24 protein-coding genes and 1 pseudogene are annotated in these 25,724 nt (G+C 34.5%); 9 read left to right on the forward strand and 16 right to left on the reverse strand.

The window, feature by feature from the left end; all coding sequences use genetic code 11:
- Positions 1 to 880 (forward strand): IS3 family transposase (locus tag A9G38_RS01015; protein ID WP_081297938.1); only part of this gene is annotated, 880 nt, incomplete at its 5' end.
- Here A9G38_RS01015 and A9G38_RS01020 read toward each other — a convergent pair.
- The 11 genes from A9G38_RS01020 to miaB form a co-directional block, all read right to left on the reverse strand.
- Positions 857 to 1,405, reverse strand: coding sequence for a hypothetical protein (locus tag A9G38_RS01020; protein WP_065623108.1), 549 nt, complete (start codon positions 1,403 to 1,405; stop codon positions 857 to 859). The two genes, A9G38_RS01015 and A9G38_RS01020, sit on opposite strands and share 24 nt — an antisense overlap.
- Positions 1,406 to 1,958: 553 nt before the next feature.
- Positions 1,959 to 2,516: a ribosome recycling factor gene (frr, locus tag A9G38_RS01025; RefSeq protein ID WP_034911979.1), complete on the reverse strand. Its 558-nt coding sequence runs from the start codon at positions 2,514 to 2,516 to the stop codon at positions 1,959 to 1,961.
- A gap of 29 nt (positions 2,517 to 2,545) precedes the next feature.
- Positions 2,546 to 3,280: a UMP kinase gene (pyrH, locus tag A9G38_RS01030; RefSeq protein WP_034911998.1), complete on the reverse strand. Its 735-nt coding sequence runs from the start codon at positions 3,278 to 3,280 to the stop codon at positions 2,546 to 2,548.
- A 118-nt stretch (positions 3,281 to 3,398) separates the two neighbouring features.
- On the reverse strand, positions 3,399 to 4,256 hold the full coding sequence (gene tsf, locus A9G38_RS01035; protein ID WP_034911975.1) for a translation elongation factor Ts: 858 nt from the start codon (positions 4,254 to 4,256) through the stop codon (positions 3,399 to 3,401).
- Between the two features lie 84 nt (positions 4,257 to 4,340).
- Complete coding sequence (gene rpsB, locus A9G38_RS01040) at positions 4,341 to 5,078, reverse strand: 30S ribosomal protein S2 (protein WP_034911970.1); 738 nt, start codon at positions 5,076 to 5,078, stop codon at positions 4,341 to 4,343.
- 468 nt (positions 5,079 to 5,546) lie between these two features.
- Positions 5,547 to 6,728, reverse strand: coding sequence for a serine hydrolase (locus tag A9G38_RS01045; RefSeq protein ID WP_034911967.1), 1,182 nt, complete (start codon positions 6,726 to 6,728; stop codon positions 5,547 to 5,549).
- A gap of 14 nt (positions 6,729 to 6,742) precedes the next feature.
- Positions 6,743 to 7,849, reverse strand: a complete 1,107-nt coding sequence (gene mrdB, locus A9G38_RS01050) for a peptidoglycan glycosyltransferase MrdB (protein ID WP_034911963.1) — start codon at positions 7,847 to 7,849, stop codon at positions 6,743 to 6,745.
- Between the two features lie 2 nt (positions 7,850 to 7,851).
- Positions 7,852 to 9,789 (reverse strand): penicillin-binding protein 2, encoded by a 1,938-nt coding sequence (gene mrdA, locus A9G38_RS01055; RefSeq protein WP_034911960.1) that lies wholly within the window; start codon positions 9,787 to 9,789, stop codon positions 7,852 to 7,854.
- Positions 9,790 to 9,807: 18 nt separating this feature from the next.
- Positions 9,808 to 10,842 carry a PhoH family protein gene (locus A9G38_RS01060; protein ID WP_034911957.1) on the reverse strand — a complete coding sequence of 345 codons (1,035 nt, stop codon included), beginning with the start codon at positions 10,840 to 10,842 and terminating at the stop codon, positions 9,808 to 9,810.
- A 25-nt stretch (positions 10,843 to 10,867) separates the two neighbouring features.
- Entirely contained in the window at positions 10,868 to 11,347 is a 480-nt protein-coding gene (locus A9G38_RS01065; RefSeq protein WP_034911954.1) for a hypothetical protein, read from the reverse strand.
- Positions 11,348 to 11,426: 79 nt separating this feature from the next.
- A complete protein-coding gene (gene miaB / locus A9G38_RS01070) occupies positions 11,427 to 12,854 on the reverse strand; it encodes a tRNA (N6-isopentenyl adenosine(37)-C2)-methylthiotransferase MiaB (protein ID WP_034911952.1) in 1,428 nt (475 codons plus the stop codon).
- Between the two features lie 301 nt (positions 12,855 to 13,155).
- On the opposite strand from miaB, the gene A9G38_RS01075 reads away from it, so the two are divergent.
- Positions 13,156 to 14,391: an N-acetylmuramoyl-L-alanine amidase gene (locus tag A9G38_RS01075; protein WP_034911948.1), complete on the forward strand. Its 1,236-nt coding sequence runs from the start codon at positions 13,156 to 13,158 to the stop codon at positions 14,389 to 14,391.
- A gap of 43 nt (positions 14,392 to 14,434) precedes the next feature.
- On the opposite strand, the gene rsmG is transcribed toward A9G38_RS01075, so the two are convergent.
- Complete coding sequence (gene rsmG / locus A9G38_RS01080; RefSeq protein ID WP_034911945.1) at positions 14,435 to 15,034, reverse strand: 16S rRNA (guanine(527)-N(7))-methyltransferase RsmG; 600 nt, start codon at positions 15,032 to 15,034, stop codon at positions 14,435 to 14,437.
- Positions 15,012 to 16,904 carry a tRNA uridine-5-carboxymethylaminomethyl(34) synthesis enzyme MnmG gene (gene mnmG / locus A9G38_RS01085; RefSeq protein ID WP_034911942.1) on the reverse strand — a complete coding sequence of 631 codons (1,893 nt, stop codon included), beginning with the start codon at positions 16,902 to 16,904 and terminating at the stop codon, positions 15,012 to 15,014. Before mnmG ends, rsmG begins: the two co-directional genes overlap by 23 nt.
- Positions 16,905 to 17,476: 572 nt before the next feature.
- On the opposite strand from mnmG, the gene hda reads away from it, so the two are divergent.
- Positions 17,477 to 18,160 (forward strand): DnaA inactivator Hda, encoded by a 684-nt coding sequence (gene hda, locus A9G38_RS01090; RefSeq protein ID WP_080702332.1) that lies wholly within the window; start codon positions 17,477 to 17,479, stop codon positions 18,158 to 18,160.
- A gap of 1 nt (position 18,161) precedes the next feature.
- On the forward strand, positions 18,162 to 18,941 hold the full coding sequence (locus tag A9G38_RS01095; protein ID WP_034911936.1) for a Cof-type HAD-IIB family hydrolase: 780 nt from the start codon (positions 18,162 to 18,164) through the stop codon (positions 18,939 to 18,941).
- A gap of 23 nt (positions 18,942 to 18,964) precedes the next feature.
- Here A9G38_RS01095 and A9G38_RS01100 read toward each other — a convergent pair whose 3' ends face one another.
- The 3 genes from A9G38_RS01100 to tusB form a co-directional block, all read right to left on the reverse strand.
- Positions 18,965 to 20,071 carry an anhydro-N-acetylmuramic acid kinase gene (locus tag A9G38_RS01100; RefSeq protein ID WP_034911932.1) on the reverse strand — a complete coding sequence of 369 codons (1,107 nt, stop codon included), beginning with the start codon at positions 20,069 to 20,071 and terminating at the stop codon, positions 18,965 to 18,967.
- A 4-nt stretch (positions 20,072 to 20,075) separates the two neighbouring features.
- Positions 20,076 to 20,639, reverse strand: a complete 564-nt coding sequence (locus tag A9G38_RS01105) for a Sua5/YciO/YrdC/YwlC family protein (protein ID WP_034911928.1) — start codon at positions 20,637 to 20,639, stop codon at positions 20,076 to 20,078.
- 112 nt (positions 20,640 to 20,751) lie between these two features.
- Positions 20,752 to 21,033 (reverse strand): sulfurtransferase complex subunit TusB, encoded by a 282-nt coding sequence (gene tusB, locus A9G38_RS01110; RefSeq protein WP_034911926.1) that lies wholly within the window; start codon positions 21,031 to 21,033, stop codon positions 20,752 to 20,754.
- Between the two features lie 130 nt (positions 21,034 to 21,163).
- Between tusB and tsaE the strand changes: the two genes are divergently transcribed.
- The 5 genes and pseudogenes from tsaE (at position 21,164) to hfq (ending at position 25,712) form a co-directional block, all read left to right on the forward strand.
- Entirely contained in the window at positions 21,164 to 21,634 is a 471-nt protein-coding gene (gene tsaE, locus A9G38_RS01115) for a tRNA (adenosine(37)-N6)-threonylcarbamoyltransferase complex ATPase subunit type 1 TsaE (protein WP_034911922.1), read from the forward strand.
- Positions 21,635 to 21,699: 65 nt separating this feature from the next.
- Positions 21,700 to 22,404 (forward strand): annotated as a pseudogene (locus tag A9G38_RS01120) (N-acetylmuramoyl-L-alanine amidase); the annotation flags it as partial.
- A 20-nt stretch (positions 22,405 to 22,424) separates the two neighbouring features.
- Positions 22,425 to 24,281: a DNA mismatch repair endonuclease MutL gene (gene mutL / locus A9G38_RS01125; protein ID WP_034911917.1), complete on the forward strand. Its 1,857-nt coding sequence runs from the start codon at positions 22,425 to 22,427 to the stop codon at positions 24,279 to 24,281.
- Positions 24,274 to 25,185, forward strand: coding sequence for a tRNA (adenosine(37)-N6)-dimethylallyltransferase MiaA (gene miaA, locus A9G38_RS01130; protein WP_034911914.1), 912 nt, complete (start codon positions 24,274 to 24,276; stop codon positions 25,183 to 25,185). The genes mutL and miaA overlap by 8 nt, the downstream gene beginning before the upstream one ends.
- Before the next feature lie 281 nt (positions 25,186 to 25,466).
- A complete protein-coding gene (hfq, locus tag A9G38_RS01135) occupies positions 25,467 to 25,712 on the forward strand; it encodes an RNA chaperone Hfq (protein ID WP_034911910.1) in 246 nt (81 codons plus the stop codon).
- Positions 25,713 to 25,724: the final 12 nt, after the last annotated feature.

A 25,724-nucleotide genomic window follows, 5' to 3' on the forward strand; every position in this document is an offset into this window, starting at 1 on the left:
TAAAGCAAGCAGCACTGATAATAGGACGAAAATCGCTATCCTAAAAGCAAATCGACATCGTTATAGCATAACAAAGCTATGTCAATATTTAGGATTATCAAGACATTATGCTTATTATCAGTGTAAATTGAATAGACAAAAATCAGTAGGGCTTTATGCCAATAAAATCGTGACGCTATTTAATCAGAGCTATCAGTCTTATGGTACAAGACGAATTCGTTTTGATTTACAGAAAGAGAATATTTGGGTGTCACGCCGTTACATTGCTCGGGTGATGAAAGCCTTATTGCTGGTATCAAAATACACCGTTAAACGTTATCAATCTCACACTACGGAAGTGAATGAAACCGCCATAGAAAATCACCTGCAACGACAATTTGATGTAGGTGATAAAAAACAAATTGTTGTTGCAGATTTAACCTATATTCAAGTTAAGCAACGTTGGAACTATTTATGTGTTTTAGTGAACTTATCCGATAGGCAAATTGTCGGTTACCATGTTGGTCAACATAAAACAGCAGAGCTTGTTATGTCGGCATTAAGCCAAATTAAACTGCCATTATCAAAATTGGATTTATTTCATTCAGACCGAGGCAAAGAGTTTGATAATCGGTTATTAGAGGCGTGTTTTAAGACATTTAATATCACGCATTCATTAAGCAAGAAAGGGTGTCCATATGACAATGCGGTAGCGGAAGCGACATTTAAAACAATTAAAACGGAATTTGTAAAAGGCCAACGTTTCAACTCAACGGCTGAGTTACAACGCGCTTTTTCGGCTTATGCCTATTGGTATAATCATAAACGATTACATTCTTCGTTAGGCTACTTGCCTCCCATTGAATTTAAAAAACACTTACCCCTTAATTTTTTTGTTTGAAAATGTGTTGCCATTCCAACCCACTAACTCAAACGTCTGCGGTAACTGTGGCTTAGTAATTAGGTTAGGATGAGGATTGTACCATTGATTTTTTGCCTCTGGACCTGTTAGCTTAACGCGTGCTACAACTTGTCCCCTATCTTCATAAGGAATCCAATGCTCAGTATTATTAGGTACAACATTTGTCACTGTTGCAGTAATTCCCTCATGCCTGACAGGTGCCCATGTCAATTCTCTTACATCTATTCCTGTAATGAGTAAATCAAAATATAAATTATCCGCACCTGTAGTTGGAAAATTGAGGTTATATGATCCTGGATTGGTTGATTGAACTAAGAAGCCCTTCTTAGGATTCCATATGTTAGCAGGGCCTGCGTGTTTGCCGTCACCCATTTGTAGATTCGGTCTTGCATACTTGATAACTGGCTCCGCTGGTAATGGTTCGGATAGTAATATTATTGCATCACTACGATTACCCGCTCGATACTTTTTGTCATTCGCCTGTACATTCCATGACAATGACAATAATAACAGTGCTGATACTAGCAGAGCTGTTTTAGGTGATTTAGGTGATTTGAGCGATAATTTCGATAATTCGTTGAGAAATAATTTGGAAGGTATAAATAAGTTTCGTGTAAAAACTCGTCGAATAGGATTATTTGATAAATTTAAGACATAGGTTTGCTTGTGCCTTGTGCCTAAAATGATAATGCATTACGTTTCTCGTGTCAAGTAATATTTTGTTTTATTTGAATTTTTATAATTATTCGCTTATTTAATAAGCTTGTTTTCCTACAGCGATAAAAGTATAACCATTTATAAAATAGTTGGCTAGTTTTTTGGCGGACTTTTTTGTAAATAATTATGCGTAGTGAGGTAACGGCGGATGTTGGTGCTGTGGGATGTTTTTTTGGAGTTCGGTTTTGGATGACTGTTTTAGGGGGCTGTTTTGGATGAAAATTAGATTAAAAAATAAATAAAATCAATTCATTTACTGACCGATTTTTAAAATCAAGGAAAAACACTCTGCTTTATAAAACAGAGCGTTTGGAAGAAAAGAGGAAAAAGAAGATAAAAATTAGAATTCCATTAGTTCTTTTTCTTTATCGGCAAGCACTGTATCTAATTTTTTAATTGCGGCGTCTGTCGCTTTTTGGATTAAATCTTGTGCTTTACGTTCATCATCTTCAGATATTTCTTTATCTTTTAGTAATGTTTTGATTTGGTCGTTGGCATCACGGCGAATATTACGGATCGATACTCGACCTTGTTCTGCTTCGTTACGAACAATTTTGGTTAAGTCTCGACGGCGTTCTTCGGTTAGTGGCGGTAATGGAACGCGAATAACGGTACCTGCTGATGCTGGGTTAAGTCCTAAATCTGATGTTAAGATTGCTTTTTCAATTAGTGGTGTAAGTGATTTGTCAAATACAGTAATCGCTAGCGTTCTTGCATCTTCAGCAACGATGTTAGCTAGTTGGCGTAATGGCGTTGGACTACCATAATATTCAACCATAATACCATCTAATAAGCTTGGTGATGCGCGACCCGTTCTTACTTTAGAAATATGATTTTGAAACGCATCAATACTTTTTTCCATGCGCGTTTGCGCTTCTTTTTGAATCTCGTTTAACATAATAAAAGCCTTATTTAAAATAAAGATAATTAACTGGTTACTGTTGCTTTGTTATTAATTAATGTCCCTTCTTGTTCACCTAATATAACACGACGCAACGCTCCAGGTTTATTCATATTAAAGACACAAATTGGTAAATTATGATCCCTTGCTAATGTGAATGCCGCTAAATCCATTACTTTAAGCTCATCTGTAAGCACTTTTTCATAGCTTAGTGTTTTATAAAGTGTTGCTGTTGGATCTTTAACAGGATCGGCAGAGTAAACACCATCTACTTTGGTCGCTTTTAAGACAACATCTGCACCAATTTCAATACCTCGTAAGCATGCTGCTGAATCGGTTGTGAAAAAAGGATTACCAGTTCCAGCAGAAAGGATAACGACTTTACCATGACGAAGCAAGCTAATTGCTTCGGTCCAACGATAGTCATCGCATACGCCATTTAATGGAATGGCTGACATTAGGCGAGCGTTTACTTCTATTCGGTGCAATGCATCTCGCATCGCAAGTCCATTCATGACGGTTGCAAGCATGCCCATGTGATCACCAACTACTCGGTTCATTCCCGCTTTAGCAAGTCCTGCACCACGAAATAGATTACCACCCCCAATAACAACAGCAACTTCAACATTCATTTCAATAAGCTCTTTTATTTCTTGAGCCATACGATCAAGAACGGTTGCATCAATACCAAAACCTTCGTCACCTTGTAGTGCTTCACCACTGAGTTTAAGAAGAATACGTTTATAAAAAGGGGTTACCATATGATGTCTCACTGTTTCGTTATTTAATAAAATAAGGAGCTAGAGCTCCTATCTAGCAGTAATTTTAAAATATTTTGTAGATAAACAAAACCGCCTTAACGGCGGTTTTATAAAACAATTAAGATTGTTTTGATATTGCTGCAACTTCTGCTGCGAAGTCAACTTCGACTTTTTCAATACCTTCACCCACTTCAAAACGAATGAATGAAGTAACTGCTGCGCTCTTTTCTTTTAATAAGTCGCCAACAGTTTTTGAAGGTTCCATTACAAATGGTTGACCAGTTAGTGATACTTCACCAGTGAATTTACGCATACGGCCTTCAACCATTTTTTCAGCGATTTCACGTGGTTTACCTGATTGCATTGCGATATCAATTTGAATGTTACGTTCATGTTCAACTACATCAGCAGGTACGTCACTTGGATCAACGTACTCTGGTTTGCTTGCAGCAATGTGCATTGCGATGTGTTTAACTAATTCATCGTCTGCACCGTTTGCAGCAACTAATACACCAATACGAGCACCGTGTTGGTAACTACCTACTACATCACCAGCAATTTCAGCAACACGACGAATACCGATGTTTTCACCAATTTTAGCAACTAAAGCTGTGCGCTCTTCTTCAAATTTAGCTTGTAGTGCAGCAATATCGCTAATGCGTTCTGTTAATGCCGCCTCTGCAACTTTATCACTAAATGCTAAGAATCCTGCATCTTTAGCAACAAAGTCTGTTTCGCAGTTTACTTCTAAGATAACACCCAATTTTTTATCCGCAGATATTTTAGAAATAATAACACCTTCAGCCGCAACACGACCTGCTTTTTTAGCTGCTTTTGCTTGTCCTGATTTACGCATGTTGTCAATTGCAAGTTCGATATCACCGTTTGCTTCAACTAATGCTTTTTTACATTCCATCATACCTGCGCCAGTTCTTTCGCGCAGTTCTTTTACCATAGAAGCGGTAACTTCAGCCATTTTTTAATCCTCTATTTAACCATTGTGATGATTTTCATTAGAATGGGTCGATATTATTATCGACCCTGAAAATATTTGAGTTTATTACTCTGCTGCTGGCGCTTCTTCTACGAAGCTTTCTTCAGATACTGGAGATTGGTTTTGTTCACGACCAGAACGTACTGCTTCAGCAACTGCATTTGCATATAATTGAATTGCACGAATCGCATCATCATTACCTGGAACAACGTAATCAATACCATCAGGATCTGAGTTAGTATCAACAATAGCAATGACTGGAATACCTAAGTTGTTAGCTTCTTTGATAGCGATATGTTCGTGGTCTGCACCAATAACAAAGATCACATCAGGTAAGCCACCCATATTTTTAATTCCACCCAAGCTATTTTCTAATTTAGCCATTTCACGAGCACGCATTAGTGCTTCTTTTTTGGTTAATTTATCGAATGTACCATCACTAGCTTGTGTTTCTAAATCTTTTAGACGTTTGATTGATTGACGTACTGTTTTCCAGTTAGTCAACATACCACCTAACCAACGGTGATTAACGTAGTATTGTCCACAGCTTTCAGCAGCTTGTTTAATTGCTTCGCTAGCTGCACGTTTTGTACCAACAAATAAAATTTTACCTTTACGAGCGGCAATCTTGTTTAATTCAGCTAATGCTTCGTTGAACAGTGGTACTGTTTTTTCAAGATTGATAATATGAACTTTATTGCGTGAACCAAAAATAAATGGTTTCATTTTTGGGTTCCAATAACGAGTTTGGTGTCCAAAGTGTACACCCGCTTGTAACATATCGCGCATTGATACTGTAGTCATGATTTCCTCATTTTGACGTTGGGGTTATGCCTCCACATATCCGCTTTTACCGACCTATACATAAAGTAAAAGGCACCCCGGAAAAGTGTAATGATATGTGTGTGTTATAACGTTAATTAATCATTAAATTTAATGCTTTTATCCATCATTACTTTTGCAAAAAAATAATGTGAAATGTAGCGCGCGTTTTATACCATAAATAGTATAAGATTGCTAGCTTTATTTGTAATATTAACTGTTGTTAGCGGAGTTAATTATTGTAATGATGTATAGATTAGTTTTATTAAGTGTTTATTGTTTATTTAATTAGCAGCTATTTGTTAAATATAGCGTTTTGATAAAAAATTCAATAAAATCAATATTCTACCTGACAGTTTTTTATGGCAGTTTTTTATATTAGAAGATGTTTATTTTTAAAAAGTAAAGTTGTTCTGTAAGCTGATACTTACAGAACAATGATAATTGAAACTAGCTAAATAATTTATGGCATTGTAGGCAGATCCAATCCCAGATTCCACCAAAAAATCCTGTTTCTTCAACATTTTGCAAAGCAACAAGTGGCTGTTCACTAATTACTTTACCATCTAATAGGAACTGCATTTTACCTACGGCTGTACCTTTGGTTATTGGAGCATAAATATAATCATCAATTTTATATTCAACTTGCACATCTGCCGCACGACCTTTTGGTACTGTGATATAAGCGCCATTAGTTGCACCTAATTGAATTTTATTTTTATCACCATACCAAATCGTTTCTGTTGCTAATGGCGTATCAGCTTTTACAGGATTTGCAGTTTCAAAAAAGCGGAATCCCCATACTAGTAGTTTTTTACTTTCTTCTTCACGCCCTTTAAAGGTTCGTCCACCTAGTACCGCTGAAATTAAACGGGTATTGCCATCAACCGCTGAAGCAACTAAGTTATAGCCAGCAGCATTGGTATGTCCTGTTTTAATTCCATCAACGTTTAATGTGGTATCCCAAAGTAGTCCATTTCGATTAAGTTGTGGTTTTGATAGGGTATAGGTAAATTCTTTTTGTTTATAAATTGAATATTCTTCTGGTAAATCACGAATCAATGCTTGCCCTAAAAAAGCCATGTCTTTAGCTGTTGTGTATTGCCCTGGCGCATCAAGCCCATGAACAGTTTCAAAATGGGTATGGTTTAGTCCAATTTTTTTTGCATAATCATTCATTAGGTTAACAAATGCACCTTGGCTTCCTGCAACATGTTCTGCCATTGCAATACAAGCATCGTTACCAGATTGGATGATAATACCTTTATTAAGATCAGATACTGATACTGTTTTACCCACTTCTAAAAACATCAATGATGACCCTTTTAAAATAGGGTTGCCCGTTGCCCATGCATCTTTACTTACTACAACCATATCATCATTTTTTATGCGTCCTGAGCGTAGTGCTTGACCAACCACATAACTGGTCATCATTTTGGTTAGGCTAGCTGGGTCACGCTGTTGTTCTGCATTATATTGTGCCAAAATTTCGCCTGATTTTGCATCGATTAAAATATAAGATTCAGCATCTAATTGTGGAATAGCTGGGATAGGAAAAGCCATTTCAGCCGATGCTGATGAACAAATTGCAAGCGCAAACAAAGCAAAAGATAATTTAAATTTCTTTTTCATTTATTTCAATTCCGTTAAATATTTTTAGACAACATATATCGATGTGTGTGAATAGACATCATAATGCCAAAACTTGCCATTAATACGACTAAAGATGAGCCACCATAACTTATTAGAGGTAATGGTACACCAACTACTGGTAAGATTCCACTGACCATACCAATATTAATAAATGCATAAATAAAAAATACTAAAATTAGTCCACCCGATAAAATTCGTCCAAATGTTGTTTGTGCTTGAGCTGCAATAATAAGTCCACGCACAATTAAGCATAAAAATAGAATTAACAAAATAATCGAACCAATAAAACCAAACTCTTCAGCTATAACTGAAAAGATAAAATCGGTGTGTCGCTCTGGTAAAAATTCAAGTTGCGATTGCGTACCTTCAAGCCAGCCTTTGCCCCATATACCACCCGATCCAATTGCTGTTTTAGATTGAATAATATGATAACCAGCTCCATTTGGATCAAGCTCAGGATTTATTAGCATCAATACGCGTTTTTGTTGATAATCATGCATTAAAAAGAACCACATAATTGGTAAAAATATAGCAATTAAAATTAATGCAATAAGAATATAGCGCCAATTAATGCCTGCTAAAAAAATAATAAAAATTCCTGACATAATAATCAATATTGCTGTGCCCAGATCTGGTTGCATAGCAACAAGTAATGTAGGCACTCCAATTATACCAAGTGTTTGTAATGTGGTTTTTAATGGCGGTGGGCATCCATCACGATGAATGAACTTTGCAACCATTAATGGTACGGCTATTTTGGCTATTTCAGAAGGTTGAAATCGCAAAATACCTAAATCTAACCAGCGTTGTGCGCCTTTACTGGTATATCCAAAAATATCTACTAATAATAGGATGATAATGCAAACAACATACAGATATGGTGACCATTTTTCATAGGTTCTGGGCGAAAATTGTGCCAGCGTAATCATTACAGTATAGCCAAGTAATATTTGTATTACTCGCTTTTGCATCATATCAATATTTTGCCCACTAGCACTCCAAAGTATATAAAGACTATAACCTAGCAATAAAGTAATAAATAAAAAAAATAAGGGATCAATATGTATTTTTTGCCAAAAAGATTTTTTACTATTATTCATTATTAATCTTCAGCTCCTGTATTTGGTGATGGATCATCTAGCTCTGTTGAGTTATTTCCAAGAAGATAAAAATCTAATATTTTACGAGCTACTGCACCGCCGTTTGAGCTTCCGCCACCGCCATTTTCTAAAACAATGGCCAAGGCAATTTTTGGATTATCGTAAGGAGCATAAGCAATAAATAACGCATGATCGCGTAAATGTTCAGGGATCTTATGAGCGTTATAAACTTCATCTTGTTTTAAGCCATAAACTTGTGCGGTACCTGATTTGCCAGCCGCTTGATATTTTGCATCTGCATAAATTTTACGTGCCGTTCCTCGTGATCCAAACATGACACGATGCATACCTTCTTTAGCTAAATCCCAATAAATTGATTTAACATTAACTAAACTATTATCTTCTATGTATTTTTCAGGATTAATTGTTGGTTGATGTTCATCTGAATTTAAAATATCGCTCTTTTTATATAATAAAAAATGCGGAGTATAAGTTTTACCATTATTAATTAACGTAGTTAATGCTTTTGCCATTTGGATAGGTGTTGCTGTCCAATAACCTTGACCGATACCAACTGGTATAGTATCGCCTTGCAACCAAGATTTTTTATGGCGTTTGATTTTCCATTCACGACTAGGCATAACTGCTCGTGTTTCTTCGTTTGGTGAAATATCTATACCTGTTCGTTCACCATAACCAAATTTAGTCATCCACAAATTTAGGTGGTCAATGCCCATATCATAAGCAACTTGATAAAAGTAGGTATCAACTGATTCTTCAATCGCCCTTAATACATCAACTCGACCGTGTCCCCATTTTAACCAATCACGATAACGCCGTTCAGTACCAGGTAATTGCCACCAACCAGGATCATTAACCACGCTTTTTGGTGTGATCACTCCTTCACTTAAGGCCGCTATGGAAATAAAAGGCTTAACTGTTGAAGCTGGTGGATAAGCGCCTAATAAAGCTCGATTAAAAAGTGGTTTACTAGGATCTTTGAGTAATTCGCTATATTTAGTGCTTGATATACCACCAACAAAAGAGTTGGAATCATAACTTGGGCTAGAAACCAAGGATAAAATTTCACCATTATTAGGGTCAATAGCTACCACTGCCGCTTTACGTCCAGCCAGTAATTGCTCTATATAAAGCTGTAATTTTAGGTTAATAGATAAATAGATATCCTCACCTGCTTGTGGTGGATGTTGATTTAGCTGGCGTACAATTCTACCTCGGCTGTTAACTTCAACCTTTTCATAGCCAGGGGTTCCGTGTAATACGTCTTCGTAGTACTTTTCTATCCCCATTTTACCAATATTAAAAGTTGCCACATAATCACTCGCTTTATTTTCATCTTCTAATCGCTGTTTATCTTGGCTATTAATTTTAGAGATATAGCCAAGAATATGGGTCAGTGATGATCCATAAGGGTAATAACGATGCTGTATACCTACAATAGAAACAAACGGAAAACGATGTTGATCTACAACAAAACGAGCTATTTGTTTTTCGGTTAAATTTTCTTTTAGCGGTACTGGACGATGAGCTCTATAATTGCGTCGTTCTTTTTGAAATGTTTCAATATCTTCATCTGTCAAATCAACAATTTTTTTTAATTGCTCAAATTGTTCATTGAGGTTTTTAGTTTTATCGGGAATGATATTTAATTGATATGTAATATTATTAATCGCTAATGGCGTACCATTACGATCATAAATCATGCCACGATTAGGTGGAATAGGAATAATTTCAATACGATTATCATTAGATTTAGTAGTGTAATAGCTATAATTCAAAATCTGTAAACCAGCTAAGTTTGCAATCAATATGATAATTAAAATAATAATGACAATAAAAGAAAACAGTGCTCGGCGTAAAAACAAATTTGCTTCCGCGGAATGATCTCGAATCTTAGTTTTCTTTTTTTTACTTGAGATAGAGATAATAGTACTCCTCTAAATACTTCTTTCTGTATGCTGCAACTTATGTTGCATATGTTGCTGTTCTTCCCATTTTTCGTAAGCATTAACAATTCTAGCAACTACTGGGTGGCGCACGACATCTTCACTATTAAAAAAATTAAAACTAATTTCATCAACTTGGCTTAATACTTCTATTGCATGACGTAACCCAGATTTTTGATTACGCGGTAAATCGATTTGAGTAATATCACCTGTTATTACCGCTTTCGAATTAAAGCCAATTCGAGTTAAAAACATTTTCATTTGTTCAATCGTTGTATTTTGGCTTTCATCAAGAATAATAAATGCATCATTTAATGTTCGTCCACGCATATAAGCGAGTGGCGCCACTTCAATCACACTTTTTTCAATTAATTTTTCGACTTTTTCAAAACCTAACATTTCAAATAAAGCATCATAAAGTGGACGTAAGTAAGGATCCACTTTTTGGCTTAAATCGCCTGGTAAAAAGCCAAGTTTTTCACCAGCTTCGACTGCTGGTCGAGTTAGTACAATACGACGAATCTGTTGTTTTTCGAGCGCATCAACTGCAGCGGCTACCGCTAAATAAGTTTTACCTGTTCCAGCAGGCCCTATACCAAAAGAAATGTCGTAATCCAAAACATGAGCTATGTATTGTGCTTGGTTCGCTGTTCGGGGTTTGATTATACCTCGCTTAGTTTTTATCATCACTAGCTTTCCGGCTTGATGATCAACATAACTAGGTAAGTGTTCACTCACTTTTTCAAGCGCACCTGTCTCTTTGATAGCTAAATGAATTTGTTCTGGTTCAATATCAATTATTTTGTCTTTGATTTTGGTTTGTTTATAAAGAGATTGCAAAATATCAATAGTCGCTCGAACACAAATATCATCACCAGTTATTGAAAATAAATTACCTCGATGATTAATTTCAATACCAAGCCGACGTTCTAACTGTTTTATATTGTCATTATAAGGACCACAAAGACTATTAAGCCGCTGATTATCAGCGGGCTCAAGTATGGTTTCTTGTGTTGTAATATTCAAAAATAAAACCTCTATTCAATTAATTTTAATTGCTCAGACGCTGTTCACATAAAGAACATTTTTCAACGCCTTTTATAAAATCCATTTTACATTGATGACAAGAAACTATATTTCCGTTAACAACATTATTTACTGCACTTGTTGATTGATTTTCATCAAATCCTTGTGATTTCAATTTATTAACCAACATTGAAATAGGTGTTCCACTTTTTAACTCTTGTTCAACATATGAAGCTATTTGTTCTTCAAATGTTGGCGGTACATAGTCGAGCACATTTTCGTTATAATCGTTATTGCATTGATTACATTTTATATAACGACCTAAGGTAGAGTAACTAAAAATAGGAATAAAAAATAATGTAAAATATTTTGCTACTTTTATTTGTGTGTATTTCTGTTGTTTTTCGTCAGTAGTAATATTTTGTTGTGAGCAACAATTAGGACAATTAAATTGTCCACCACGTTCGTTGACTTCTCTTCCACGAGTACCAAAAATAATAAACATTTTTTCTTTCCTATTTTCTTATTTAATAACTTTTTAATTTCTATTTAAAATAAATAACTTAATATTTTACGTTTTGTTTTTATGGTTGATAAATACCAACACCTAAATCATTTTCCTTTCGGGTTCGAGATATAACTGACATTGGTGATTCGCTTACGCGTAGATCCATTTCATCTTCAGTTCTAACTACTTTGCCACGCAATGAATTTGGATAAACATCGGTAATTTCAACATCAACAAATTTACCAATCATTTCAGGGCGACCTTCAAAGTTAACAATTCTATTATTTTCAGTTCGGCCTGTTAATTCCATAAGATCTTTTTTGGATGGACCTTCAACCAAAATGCGTTGCACGGTATTTAACATACGACGGCTAAATTGCATAGCTTGTTGGTTAATTCGCTCTTGAAGAATGTATAGTCTTTGTTTTTTTTCTTCTTCCGAAACATTATCTTCCATTTCAGCAGCTGGCGTACCTGGACGTGCTGAATAGACAAAACTGTAACTTAAATCAAAATTAACATCAGCAATTAACTTCATGGTTTGTTCAAAGTCTTCTTGTGTTTCACCTGGAAAACCAACAATAAAATCGGAGCTAATTTGAATATCTGGTCGTACTTTGCGTAGTTTTCGAATAATTGATTTATATTCAAGTGCAGTATGCGTACGTTTCATTAAGTTTAATACACGATCTGATCCACTTTGTACTGGTAAATGTAAAAAATTTACTAGTTCTGGTGTGTCACGATAAACATCAATAATATCATCTGTAAATTCGATTGGATGGCTAGTTGTAAAACGAATACGATCTATACCATCAATGGCTGCAACTAAGTGTAGTAATTCAGCAAAGGAACAGATATCACCATCGAATGTCGGTCCACGATATGCATTTACATTTTGACCTAATAGATTGACTTCACGTACACCTTGCTCAGCAAGCTGAGCTATTTCATAAATAACATCATCACAAGGTCGACTAACTTCTTCACCTCGAGTGTAAGGAACTACGCAATAAGTACAATATTTATTACATCCTTCCATAATTGAAACAAATGCAGTTGGGCCTTCACTACGAGGTTCTGGTAGGCGATCAAATTTTTCTATTTCAGGAAAGCTTACATCAACCACATTATTACCTTTACCACTTCTAACTTGCTCAATCATTTCTGGTAATCGGTGAAAGGTCTGAGGTCCAAAAATAATATCCACAAATGGTGCTCGTTTGCGAATGTGGGCGCCTTCTTGTGAAGCAACACATCCCCCTACACCAATAATGATATTTGGGTTATTTTTTTTAAGATTCTTCCAACGTCCTAATTGATGAAAGACTTTTTCTTGGGCCTTTTCTCGAATAGAGCAAGTATTAAGTAATAAAATATCTGCTTCTTCGGCATTTTCAGTTAAAGTTAAACCGTGGGTAGATTCAAGGAGATCTGCCATTTTTGTTGAGTCATACTCATTCATTTGACAGCCCCAAGTTTTGATATGTAGTTTTTTGCTCATCAATAACTCAGCTATAATTTAATTGTTAAAATGAAAACGGGTTTAAATCCGCGATTTTAGCGTGCTATATTGTAATCTTTTGTTATTATAGGGTCTATAACAAAATAAAAATGACAACTCAAAACAAGGTTGTTTTTATTATTTAATTTTATAATCTTTTTTATTATAAAAATTGATTGATAATTTAGAACAGACTATTTACAAAAATAACTGTCGATTATGATAATCATTCTTTTTAATATCCCTTTAGTTTATGCTATTATCAGCAACTAATTTTGATAATAAATAAAGTTTTTAAGGTATGAAAAAAACATTTAGCCCAACAAAGCGCCTATTAATAAAAGGTATTATTGCTACATGTTTGTTATCCGTCACTCGTGTAGGCTTTGCCGCAGCAATGGCGCAAGTTATTGCTGTGCGTGTTTGGCCTTCATCAACTTATACAAGAATTACTTTAGAATCAAATATTAGATTAAAATATAAGCACTTTTTATTAAGTAATCCTAATAGGATCGCTATTGATATTAACAATGTTAATCTAAATCCAATTTTAAAAAATATCTCATCGAAAGTATTAAAACACGACCCTTATATTAAATCTATACGCGTTGTTCAACGAGATCCAAAGACAGTTAGAATTTTGGTCGAATTAAAACAAGGTGTTCAACCGAATACTTTTACCTTATCGCCGATAGCAAAATTCAAACATCGTTTAGTTATGGATCTTTATCCATCTAAACCAGCTTCAAGCACAGATGATGACCCTTTACTTGCGCTTTTAGAAGAATATAAAAAAGGTGATCTCAATAAAAAGCAATCTGGTATAAAAACACCAACCAATAAGAGTAAAAATGCTCCCGTTATTGTCGTGCTTGATCCTGGACACGGTGGAGAAGATCCTGGCGCTATTGGCTACAATAAAACACGTGAAAAAGATATTGTTTTGCAAATTGCACGTCGTACTTATAATTTACTTAAGAAAGAACCGAATATAAAAGTCTACATGACCCGTAATGAAGATGTTTTTATCCCATTAAAAGTACGAGTTGCTAAAGCTCGTTCACTCCATGCAGATCTATTTATTTCTATTCATGCAGATGCTTTTGCTAATCGTTCTGTCGGTGGTTCATCTGTGTTTGCATTATCAACAGGTGGAGCAAGTAGTTCTGCAGCCAGTTATTTGGCCCAAACTCAAAATGAAGCAGATCAAATAGGCGGTGTTAGCCGTAGTGGCGATAAATATTTAGATAATACCATTTTAGATTTAGTTCAAAAAACAACATTAAATAATGGTGTATTACTTGGTAATGCTATTTTAAATCGAATGAAAAGAGTCAATAAGTTACATAAACCATCACTTGAAAAAGCAGGTTTTGCGGTGTTAAAAGCACCCGATATTCCATCTGTTTTAGTCGAAACAGCCTTTATTAGTAATATTACTGAAGAAAAAAAATTAAAGACTGTTTCATTCCAAAATCAAGTATCTAAATCAATTGTTGATGGTATTAAAGATTATCTGAAAAAACGCAAGAATTAAATTTATAAAAAGTTTCAGAACAGCTTGTATTTAATTACAAAAACTATTGTATAATAATTAAACACCTTTCAGCATCTAATTCTGGTATAGTCAATTTTATATTTTGTTTAAGTGTAAAACCATCAGCAATAGGATCTATATCGCTTCCTTTTAAAGCATAAAAAAATCCTTGTTCATTAGGAAGATGTTTACACCAATTAAGCATGTCTTGCAATGAAGCAAATGCTCGGCTAATAACTCCATCAAACTTTTTATCATTATACTCTTCTATTCGGCTTTGTATTGGGTTTATATTAGTTAGCTTTAATTCAAACTGTACTTGCTTTAAAAAGCGAATACGCTTACCTAAACTATCAACCAAATCAAATTGTTTATCGGGGTTAATAATCGCTAATGGAATACCTGGTAAACCAGGACCAGTTCCAACATCAATAAAAGTTTTGCCAGTTAAATAGGGCGATACAACTAAACTATCCATGATATGTTTGATTAACATTTCATTAGGATCTCGTACAGCTGTTAAGTTGTAAGTCTTATTCCATTTGTTAAGCATTTCAACATAATGGATCAATTGATCTATTTGTGATTCTGAGATCAAAAGATCCGTTTGATCTATTAGATTAATGAGTTTCTTTTTTAACATAATTTTTCTTTTTTAAATAAACTAGTAACATTGAAATCGCAGCAGGAGTAATTCCTGATATACGCGAAGCTTGTCCTATTGAAATAGGTTTATGTTGTTTTAATTTAGCCACAACTTCGTTCGATAAACCCGATATTTCAGCATAATCAATATGCTCAGGAATAAGCGTTTCTTCATTGCGTTTTTGACGTTCAATTTCTTCTATTTGCAGTTTTATATATCCATCATATTTAACTTGAATTTCAACCTGTTCCGCAGCCTGTGCGTCGGACAATCCAGGAGCAAATAATGAAAGCGATTTCAATGTGTTATAACTCATTTCAGGTCGCTTAAGTAACTCTTCTCCATTGGCTTCTTTAGTCAAATTAGCACTTAACACGGCATTTACTTCGTCAATGCTTTCAATATGAGGATGTACCCATATATCACGTAATCTTGCTCTTTCTTGTTCAATAGCTTCAAATTTTTCGTTAAAACGTTGCCAGCGATAATCATCAACCATACCTAGCTTGCGGCCAATCTCAGTTAAGCGAATATCAGCATTGTCTTCACGTAACATTAAACGATATTCAGCACGCGAGGTAAACATGCGATAAGGTTCGTTAGTACCAAGAGTACAAAGATCATCAACTAATACCCCTAAATAGGCTTGATCACGGCTTGGATACCATTGATCTTGATCATATGCAAAACGTGCTGCATTTAAACCAGCAAGCATTCCTTGAGCTGCGGCTTCTTCATAGCCAGTTGTTCCGTTGATCTGTCCTGCTAAAAAGAGACCTTTGATAACTTTACTTTCAAGTGTTGGCTTAAGATCCCTTGGATCAAAATAATCATATTCGATCGCATAACCTGGTCTGACAATATTAGCATTTTCTAATCCTTTCATACTGCGTACAAATGCTAATTGTGTATCAAATGGTAAACTTGTTGAGATCCCGTTTGGATATATTTCGTTGCTATCTAATCCTTCAGGCTCTAAATAGATCTGATGAGAATTACGATCCGCAAAACGCATAATTTTGTCTTCAATAGATGGGCAGTATCTTGGGCCAACTCCTTCTATAACACCTGTATACATGGGACTACGATCTAAACTATTTCGGATTATCTCGTGCGTTGTTTCGTTAGTGCTTGTTATATAGCAAGGAATTTGTTTAGGATGTTCGTTTGCATTACCTAAAAATGAGAATACAGGAACAGGATCATCACCATATTGTGTACCTAATTTTGAAAAATCAATTGTTCTAGCATCAATTCGTGGTGGTGTACCAGTTTTTAATCGTCCCATTCTAAATGGATATTGATGAAGTGATTTTGATAAGCCGATCGAAGCAGGATCGCCTGTACGTCCACCACTATAATTATTAAGTCCTATATGGATCTTTCCGTCTAAAAAGGTACCTGTTGTTAATACGACTGTTTTAGCTTTAAAGCATACTCCCATTTGGGTTTTTACACCTACGATCTGATCGTTTTCGATGATCACATCTTCAACAGATTGTTGAAAAAGCATTAAATTTTCTTGATTTTCAAGTGTAGTTCGGATCACTTTGCAATATAGTGATCGATCTGCTTGTGCTCTTGTAGCCCTAACTGCAGGTCCTTTACTGCTATTTAAGATCCTAAATTGGATCCCAGCATGATCGATAGCGTGTGCCATTAAGCCACCCATTGCATCAATTTCTTTTACCAAATGACCTTTACCTATACCACCAATGGCAGGATTACAAGACATTTGTCCTAATGTATTGATATTATGGGTTAAAAGTAGTGTTTTTCGCCCCATTCTTGCTGATGCCATTGCTGCTTCTGTTCCTGCATGACCGCCACCAACAATGATGACATCATAAAGATCTGGATAAAACATAAAAAGCCTCGTATTTTTTTGTGTATAGATGATCGCTAATTTAGATCGGGAGATTTGATTTATTCAGGGTAGGAGATTTTACTCATCTTTTTGGTTACGTCAAATGATCTATTAGGATCGCGTTCTAAATAAAATAAGATCTTTTAGATGATCTTTTTATTTTTATTATTATTAGATCGGATCCTTTTTGTTGATAACTCTTTTTTGTGATTATTTTATAGGATCTTATCGATCTGTTCATTCTGTTAATTGATCGGATCTTTTTTTGTTTAAACTTGTGTATAACTATTATTTTTATCCACAACTGTTTTCTATTTTTAAGTTGTTAGTGCGATCATAACAGCTTGTTATCCTAATTTTTAACAGAGTTATCCACAAAAATTAAGTTTGATCGCTTGATTTTTAACTTTTTGTTGTTTTTATTTTAAACAACACTTTTTGATCGTTTTATTGTTTTTTGTTTTATTTTTTTATTAACTGTTATCTGTTTGTCTTTTTGTATAAAAGTGATTGATTTTTATAAAAGCAAATTTATACTTAATATGATTTTATTTGTATTGTGAGGTTACTTTATTACTCTTTCACAGTTACCTTTGCCTTTTCCATTATCTAATAATGAAACTTTTGATAGTTTTTATGTAGGTAATAATCGGTTATTGTTTGATTCATTGCAAACCTTGTTAGGTAAAGAGGGATTTAATGTCTTTTATATATGGGCGGCTAGCGTTGCAGGCCGAACTCACCTTTTACATGCGTCAAGCCAAAATAAATTAGCTAGTTATATTCCATTAAAACAGCATTACCATTTGGTACCTGAAATTTTACAGGGATTAGAAAATTATGATTTAGTCTGTCTAGATGATATTGATGCAATAGCAGGTCATAGAGATTGGGAAGAGGCTATTTTCGATTTATTTAATCGTTTGACAGAAAAAAATGTGAGTAAATTATTGATAACCGCAAATGCGCCACCTAAACAAATTTCTTTTATATTGCCTGATTTAGTTTCTAGATTATCTTGGGGGCAGGTTTATCAATTAAAAGAACTTAGCGATGATGACAAGCTTAAAGCTTTGCAATTGAGAGCGCAATTAAGTGGATTTGAACTATCAACAGATGTTGGGTTATTTTTATTAAAACGTGTTAATCGCGATATGCGTACATTATTTTCTTTATTAGAAAAGTTTGAAGTAGCAACGTTAGCACAACAACGAAAGCTAACTATTCCTTTTATTAAAAATATTTTGGATTTGTAATATGAGTCATAAACCTGAAGCTATTGTTTTTTTTGATTTAGATGGAACATTGTTTAATAGTCAAATTGATGTTTTGTCCAGTTCCCTTGATGCTATAAAAAAATTAAAACATAATAATGTTATTCCAGTGATAGCAACTGGTCGAACACCTTGTGAAGTTGCTGATTTAATGCAAAAGACTCAAATTGATTCAATTATCGGTATGAATGGGCAAGTTGTTTTATACAAAGGCGAAAAGGTTTTTACTAATAATATTGATAAAGATGTAATAATAAAAATACATCGGTATTCTAAGCAAGAAACGAATATTCCTTTATCTTTTTATAATGATGAAATGATGTGTATATCTGAGTATAGTCAACCAGCCGAGAAGTTTTATCATTATCTTAAGCAACCAGTTCCTCCTGTTGATGATCAGGTTTATTTAAAATCACCTATCCAGATGCTTTTATTACTTTGTGAATCTGGAGAAGAGCTTTATCGAGATGTTTTCCCTGAACTAACCTTTATTCGTAATACCCCTTACTGTGTTGATGTTTTTAATCATGGTGGCTCTAAAGGTTATGGTATTACTCAGTTATTAAAAAATAAAGGGTTTACCGATGTGCCAACTTATGCATTTGGTGATGGTATGAATGATTTTGAAATGTTCCTAACCGTTGATCATCCTATTGCTATGGGTAATGCAGTTGATGAATTAAAAGCAAAAGCCGAGTTTGTTACAGATACTAATAATAATGATGGTATTGCTAAAGCGTTACAAAAATTTGGGTTGATTTGATCGATATTTATATATTTTTTAGTTTATTTATAAATAACCCCCAAACACACAGCTTGGCTTGCGCCAGTTACCTCTGGAATATTTGATGGAATATTGTTGATTCGGCAATAAGCAAGCCAAGCAAAGGCTATTGCCTCCATATCGTCTCCATTTATACCTTTTGTATCGGTTGTTAATACTGACCATGATGGTAATAATGCTGATAATCTTTGCATAATAAGTGGATTTTTAGCACCTCCGCCACAGACTAAAAGCTCGCAAGGTAATTTTTTTAATATGGATAATTTGTTGATCTCATTTGCAATTGATAAAGAGGTTAATTCAACGAGCGTTGCTTGAATATCTTCTGCTTTAAAATCCGTCCCTATTAATTTTTTATGTAACCATGGTAAATTAAATAACTCTCTCCCTGTACTTTTAGGTGCTGGTATTTTGAAATAATCTTCATCAAATAATTTATTCAATAAGTCTTGATTAACTTTTCCTGTTTTTGCCCACAGTCCATTTTTATCATAGCTTTTACCTAGGTTTTGATTTATCCAGCAATCAAGCAGTACGTTTCCTGGACCTGTATCGTAACCAATAACAGTATGGTTAGGAATTAATACTGAAATGTTACTAATTCCTCCTATATTCAATACTACACGATTAATTTGTGGATCTTGTAGCACCGCTTTATGAAAAGCGGGTACCAGTGGTGCTCCTTGCCCGCCATAAGCCATATCTTTTCGACGAAAATCAGCTATGGTGGTTATGCTTGTTTTTGCTGCGATAATATTGGCATCGGCAATTTGTAAGGTGAATGGATTTTTACCGTTTGGTGCATGGTAAATAGTTTGTCCGTGGCAACCAATTGCTTTTATTTGTTGTTTATCAATTTTATTGTCTTTTAAAAATTGATTGATACTATCGGCAAATAATTCACCAAGTTGATGGTCTAATTCACCCAAATTTTGTAATGTGGTTTGCTTTGTTTCACATAATGTTAATAGTTGCTGTTTTAAGTTGGTGGGCATTGGGTAGCAACTACTAGCTATTGATGTGACATTTTTTTCGGTAATATTAACCATAGCAATATCTATTCCATCCATGCTGGTTCCCGACATTACACCAATATATAAATTTTGCATATATCTATCCTTGTCGAATAATGTTACCTGTTTGAATATCTCTGATTTGAGATGGCTGCAATCTATTACCTGCTTTGCCTGCTAAAATTGGAAAATTTTGGCCAAATTGTTTGGCTACTTCGATGGCTGTTTTACAAGGAGGATAACTCGATAAATTAGCACTGGTTGAAACTATTGGTTTGCCATAAAGATCGCATAGTTTACAAACTAAAGGGTGATTGGTGACTCGTACTGCTATGGTGTCGAATTTACCAGTCAAAAAATAAGGTGTTTTTTTATTTTTAGGAAAAACCCAAGTAATAGGACCTGGCCAACTAGTAAGTGCTAACTGTTTTTGTTCATTGGTAATAGCTAATTCATCTACATAAGGAGTCAATTGTTGGTAATGGCTAGCAATTAAAATTAAACCTTTATCTACTGAACGCTGTTTTAGTTGTAACAGTTTTAATACGGCTAATTCACAATCAGGATCACACCCTAGACCGAAAACGGCCTCGGTAGGGTAAGCAATCACTTCACCATTTTTTAAATAATTATTGATTTCCGATAGCGTTAATAAATTAGCCATAAATTTGAATACAAGCTGAGTTCAATTGAGATTTATATTAAACTTAGGTTTTAGGTTTTGCAAATTTGCATGATTCGTGCTTTTTAAAACTGGGTAGCATTATGCCCTATGGTTATTCCCAGTTCATTTGTGGAAAATGGTTAGTTGTAAGTTCAACAACTTGTTGCATATTGATAATTTTAAGCCTTGAATCAATAATTTTGCTTATTCCTCGAGCCTCTATATCGCTGTTGATGACGTAACAGTGTTTAGTTTTTTTTATAATATCATTTAATAATGGATTATTTTGTATAGCCAGAATAACGCCATTTTGCCAGAACAATACAACATCTTGAGCTGATATTAATTGTGGATTTATGGCTGATTGGTTTGCTGTTGATATAGTATGTAGCATTATTTTCACTTTTTATACTGAAACGTATAGTTACCTGAAACTTTTTTACAAAATCAAGCTCATTTTGGTTAGTACATCTTTGATGTTATTAGTATATAATAAGAACCATTTATTGAGCAAAGAATTCATCATGAAATCAGTTATTTTAAGCAATGAGCAACAAACGATTTTGTTTGGCAGTAAACTTGCCAAATTGTGTTTAAACTATTTGTCTAAACATGATGATACAATTATTATCTATTTAATTGGCGATCTTGGTGCAGGTAAAACAACTTTTAGTCGCGGTTTTTTGCAACAATTAGGTCATGTAGGTAACGTAAAAAGTCCAACTTATACATTAGTTGAGCCCTACCAATTTGATGATTTTTCAGTTTACCATTTTGATTTATATCGGCTTTGCGATCCAGAAGAGTTAGAGTTTATGGGGATTCGTGAATATTTTTCTTCGCGATCAATTTGTTTGATTGAGTGGCCACAGCAAGCAAATGGGATCTTGCCAAGCGCTGATCTTGAAATTCATTTGACTTATTTGGCGCTTGAACGTACTGCTTGCGTTCAGGCAATAAGCGAAAAAGGCAGTGAGATTATTAATCTATCATAATTGAAATAAACAATATAAAGACAATGAAAAAACTATTCACTTTTTTTATCTTATTACTGCTTTGTAGTTCTGCCTATGCAGCTAAAGTTGTGATTGCCGTTGATGCAGGGCATGGTGGTAAAGATTCCGGCGCAATAGGGAAAAATAAGTTATATGAAAAAACAGTTACGCTTTCTATTGCTAAAAAACTTACCAATTTACTAAATAAAGATCCTAATTTTAAAGGGATATTAACCCGTAGTAGTGATAATTTTATTTCTGTTTCACAACGCTCTGAAATCGCTAGAAAAAATAAAGCTAATTTGTTAGTTTCAGTTCACGCCGATGCTGCACCAAATCGGAATGCAACTGGTGCTTCGATCTGGGTATTGTCAACTAAGCGAGCTGACACAGAACTTGGCCGTTGGCTTGAACAAGATGAAAAACAGTCACAATTACTTGGTGGGGCAGGTGATGCGCTTAGCGATGATCATGATCCTCATTTAAGTCAAGCTGTATTAGATCTCCAATTTTCTTATTCTCAACGAGTGGGGTATGAGTTAGCAAAACAAGTATTAAAAGAAATGAAAGGGATAACAAAGCTACATAAATCTGCTCCAGAACATGCAAGCTTAGGGGTATTACGTTCACCAGATATTCCATCAATTTTAGTTGAAGTTGGTTTTATCTCTAACGAAGGTGAAGAACGCTTACTAAGTAGTAATGCTCATCAAAATAAGATTGCTAAAGCTATTTATCAAGGTATAAAAAATTACGTTAAACAAAATCCAAAGTTTGGAGAACAGCATTAATGACAATTCATATTCTTTCTCCTCAATTAGCGAATCAAATTGCTGCTGGTGAGGTGGTAGAACGTCCAGCATCAGTCATTAAAGAGTTGGTTGAAAATAGCCTTGATGCGGGCAGTACTCAAATTGATATTGATCTTGAGCAAGGCGGCTGTAAATTAATTCGTATTCGAGATAATGGTTGCGGTATTGCTAAAGATGAATTAGCACTGGCGCTTGCTCGTCATGCGACAAGTAAAATCAGCAAGTTAGATGATTTAGATTCTATTATTAGCCTTGGATTTCGTGGTGAGGCGTTGGCGAGTATAAGTTCAGTTGCAAGATTGACATTAACTTCACGCACAGCAGAACAAACTGAAGCTTGGCAAGTTTATGCTGAAGGACGGGATATGGAGCCGGTGATTAAACCTGCTGCACATCCTGTTGGCTCGACTGTTGAAGTACTTGATTTGTTTTACAATACGCCTGCAAGACGCCGTTTTTTAAAAACAGAAAAAACCGAATTTATGCATATTGAGGAATTTGTTCGGCGTATTGCGCTTGCACGTCCTGATGTTACTTTTAATTTGCAGCATAATAGTAAACTTGTTAAGCAGTACCGTTCATCTACCCTTGAAAAAAGGGTAGAATTGGTATGTGGTCGAGTATTTATGCAAAAAGCAGTCAAATTAGATTGGCAACATGATGATTTGTTCATTCAAGGTTGGGTAACAAGTAGTGAAGTTAGTAATTTGCAATATTTTTATGTTAATGGTCGAGTTATCAAAGATAAATTACTTAATCATGCATTACGACAAGCCTATATAAGACGTGAGAATGAACAACAAAGTTATGTGGTGTTTTTACAAATAGATCCAAAACAAGTTGATGTTAATGTTCACCCTGCTAAACATGAAGTCCGTTTTCATGAGGCAAGATTGGTTCATGATTTCGTTTATCAAGCTATAGTTATGGCTCTTGAATCGGATTTATCTGTAACAGATGAAAAAGTAACAATAACACCTAATCGGCAAGCAGCTGGAGAAAATATCTTTAATCAACAGACGATTTCTAAGCCTTATCAAGCTAGTAACCAATTACCCAAAAAAACTAGTAATTATGCTAAAGAAAATGCGTTGTATGGTCAGTTAGTTAGCGTTGAATCTCCTTCTCAAAATATTGCACAACTTGAGCCTAAAAAGCCATTTTTATCGGTAGAAGAAAATGAAATAACTGAACCACAAAAAGCGGTTATTGAATCATTATTTCCTAAACGATATTCACCATTGCAATCACTACAACAGAAGATTGATAATTCATCATTAGTGACATTTGGACGGGTGTTAACTATTATTCAACCTGATATTGCATTGCTTGAAAAAAATGAAGATAATCAACAAAAATTAATGTTGATGAAGTTACCTATTGCTCAACAAAAAGTCGTTGCGATTAAATTATTGTCACAAGATTCTGAAAAATTGCTTATACCATTAACAATTTCAGTTAATAATAAAGAGCAGCAAATTCTTTCTTCTTATCAGCCGCAGCTAAATTTTTTAGGTTTTGATTTTTATATTGATAAAGCAAAGCTGTATTTGCAAAATGTTCCTAAAATGTTGCGTACTATCAATTGGCAACAATTATTACCCGCTTTAATTGCTTTTATTTCTGATTCAAAAAATGAAGTTTTAGATCCAACACAAATAGCGGCTTGGTTAGCTAATCAATATGATGATAGTGTTACGATGAACTGGAGTGTAGTAAAAGCCATTCAGTTACTATCTCAATTAGAACAAGTGGATATTAATCTGTTACAACAAGATTCATTTTTATACCCAATTGACATGCAATCTTTAACTCAATCAATTTATCATGAATAAACCAAAAATTATTTCGTTAATGGGGCCAACAGCATCTGGTAAAACGGCATTTGCTATGGCGCTTTATGATCGTTATCCTATTGATATTATTAGCGTCGATTCAGCTCTAATTTATCGTGGTATGGACATTGGTACTGCAAAACCGACTAAAGAAGAGCAACAAAAGTATCCACATAAATTGATTGATATTTGTGATCCTGCAAAAAGTTATTCGGCAGCTAATTTTAGACATGATGCCATTGTGGAAATTGAAAAAACCCTAAAAAAAGGGCGAATTCCATTATTAGTTGGTGGGACAATGCTCTATTTTAAGGCTTTAATTGAAGGGCTTTCACCGCTTCCTGCTGCTGATAGCGTAATTCGTAAGCAAATAGAGGAAAAAGCTAATAAATTAGGTTGGCAAGCGATTCACGAAGAGCTAAAAAAGATCGATCCAATTTCAGCTGAACGAATTCATCCTAACGATCCTCAGCGGCTTAATCGTGCTTTAGAGGTTTATTTAATTTCAGGCAAAAGTCTAACTGAACTTACACAAGAAAGTGGCGAAACATTACCATACGATATTATGCAATTTGCTATTATGCCGCAAGATCGTTCGCAATTACATGAACGTATTGAACAACGCTTTTTACAGATGTTGGATCAAGGATTTGAAAATGAAGTCAGAGCACTTATGCAGCGATCGGATTTACATTTAAATTTACCTTCTATGCGTTGTGTTGGATATCGTCAAATGTGGGAGTATTTAAATGGTAATACAAGTTATGATGAAATGGTTTTTAAAGGAATCTGCGCTACTCGTCAATTAGCTAAACGACAAATAACATGGCTTCGTGGTTGGAAACAACCTATTACGTGGTTAAACAATGATAATATGGATTCAATATTCCGAAACATATTTTAAGTGATAATTTTTATAGTGGTTTAATAATATACAATTGTAAATTTTTTCGTAGGTAAAGTTATGTATATTAGTGTCAGTATTTAGTGTTTTTTTTACCTTTTTAGTTTAAATTTGTTAAAATTTTAGTTATTTGTGCATTAATTATAGTTGATTGGTTCAAGAGAAGCTTTTTTTATGTTATTTTGGTAGATACTAAAGATGTATCTGAAATAGTATGTAAAATACATTAATTATTTATAAATGTATTTATCTTAATATAATTATTTTTAAAGGATAAACTCATGTCAAAAGGGCAGTCATTACAAGATCCTTATTTAAATTTGCTTCGTCGAGAGCATATTCCTGTCTCAATCTATTTAGTTAATGGTATTAAATTACAAGGGCAAATTGAGTCATTTGATCAATTTGTGATTTTGTTAAAAAATACTGTAAGCCAAATGGTATATAAACATGCTATCTCGACAGTCGTACCATCTAGACCTATTTCTGGATTGGTATCTCAAGCCGAAGAGGAAAGCGAAAGCTGAATTTCAGTGGAG

Origin of the sequence: Gilliamella sp. Imp1-1, from assembly GCF_001690415.1 — a bacterium.
GTDB lineage: Bacteria > Pseudomonadota > Gammaproteobacteria > Enterobacterales > Orbaceae > Gilliamella > Gilliamella bombi.

Excerpts from the sequence above, each read along its gene's own strand:
- frr (WP_034911979.1), bottom strand. The coding sequence starts at position 2,516 with ATGTTAAACGAGATTCAAAAAGAAGCGCAAACGCGCATGGAAAAAAGT.
- pyrH (WP_034911998.1), bottom strand. The coding sequence starts at position 3,280 with ATGGTAACCCCTTTTTATAAACGTATTCTTCTTAAACTCAGTGGTGAA.
- tsf (WP_034911975.1), bottom strand. The coding sequence starts at position 4,256 with ATGGCTGAAGTTACCGCTTCTATGGTAAAAGAACTGCGCGAAAGAACT.
- rpsB (WP_034911970.1), bottom strand. The coding sequence starts at position 5,078 with ATGACTACAGTATCAATGCGCGATATGTTACAAGCGGGTGTACACTTT.
- A9G38_RS01045 (WP_034911967.1), bottom strand. The coding sequence starts at position 6,728 with ATGAAAAAGAAATTTAAATTATCTTTTGCTTTGTTTGCGCTTGCAATT.
- mrdB (WP_034911963.1), bottom strand. The coding sequence starts at position 7,849 with ATGAATAATAGTAAAAAATCTTTTTGGCAAAAAATACATATTGATCCC.
- A9G38_RS01065 (WP_034911954.1), bottom strand. The coding sequence starts at position 11,347 with ATGTTTATTATTTTTGGTACTCGTGGAAGAGAAGTCAACGAACGTGGT.
- miaB (WP_034911952.1), bottom strand. The coding sequence starts at position 12,854 with ATGAGCAAAAAACTACATATCAAAACTTGGGGCTGTCAAATGAATGAG.
- A9G38_RS01075 (WP_034911948.1), top strand. The coding sequence starts at position 13,156 with ATGAAAAAAACATTTAGCCCAACAAAGCGCCTATTAATAAAAGGTATT.
- rsmG (WP_034911945.1), bottom strand. The coding sequence starts at position 15,034 with ATGTTAAAAAAGAAACTCATTAATCTAATAGATCAAACGGATCTTTTG.
- mnmG (WP_034911942.1), bottom strand. The coding sequence starts at position 16,904 with ATGTTTTATCCAGATCTTTATGATGTCATCATTGTTGGTGGCGGTCAT.
- A9G38_RS01095 (WP_034911936.1), top strand. The coding sequence starts at position 18,162 with ATGAGTCATAAACCTGAAGCTATTGTTTTTTTTGATTTAGATGGAACA.
- A9G38_RS01100 (WP_034911932.1), bottom strand. The coding sequence starts at position 20,071 with ATGCAAAATTTATATATTGGTGTAATGTCGGGAACCAGCATGGATGGA.
- A9G38_RS01105 (WP_034911928.1), bottom strand. The coding sequence starts at position 20,639 with ATGGCTAATTTATTAACGCTATCGGAAATCAATAATTATTTAAAAAAT.
- tusB (WP_034911926.1), bottom strand. The coding sequence starts at position 21,033 with ATGCTACATACTATATCAACAGCAAACCAATCAGCCATAAATCCACAA.
- tsaE (WP_034911922.1), top strand. The coding sequence starts at position 21,164 with ATGAAATCAGTTATTTTAAGCAATGAGCAACAAACGATTTTGTTTGGC.
- mutL (WP_034911917.1), top strand. The coding sequence starts at position 22,425 with ATGACAATTCATATTCTTTCTCCTCAATTAGCGAATCAAATTGCTGCT.
- miaA (WP_034911914.1), top strand. The coding sequence starts at position 24,274 with ATGAATAAACCAAAAATTATTTCGTTAATGGGGCCAACAGCATCTGGT.
- hfq (WP_034911910.1), top strand. The coding sequence starts at position 25,467 with ATGTCAAAAGGGCAGTCATTACAAGATCCTTATTTAAATTTGCTTCGT.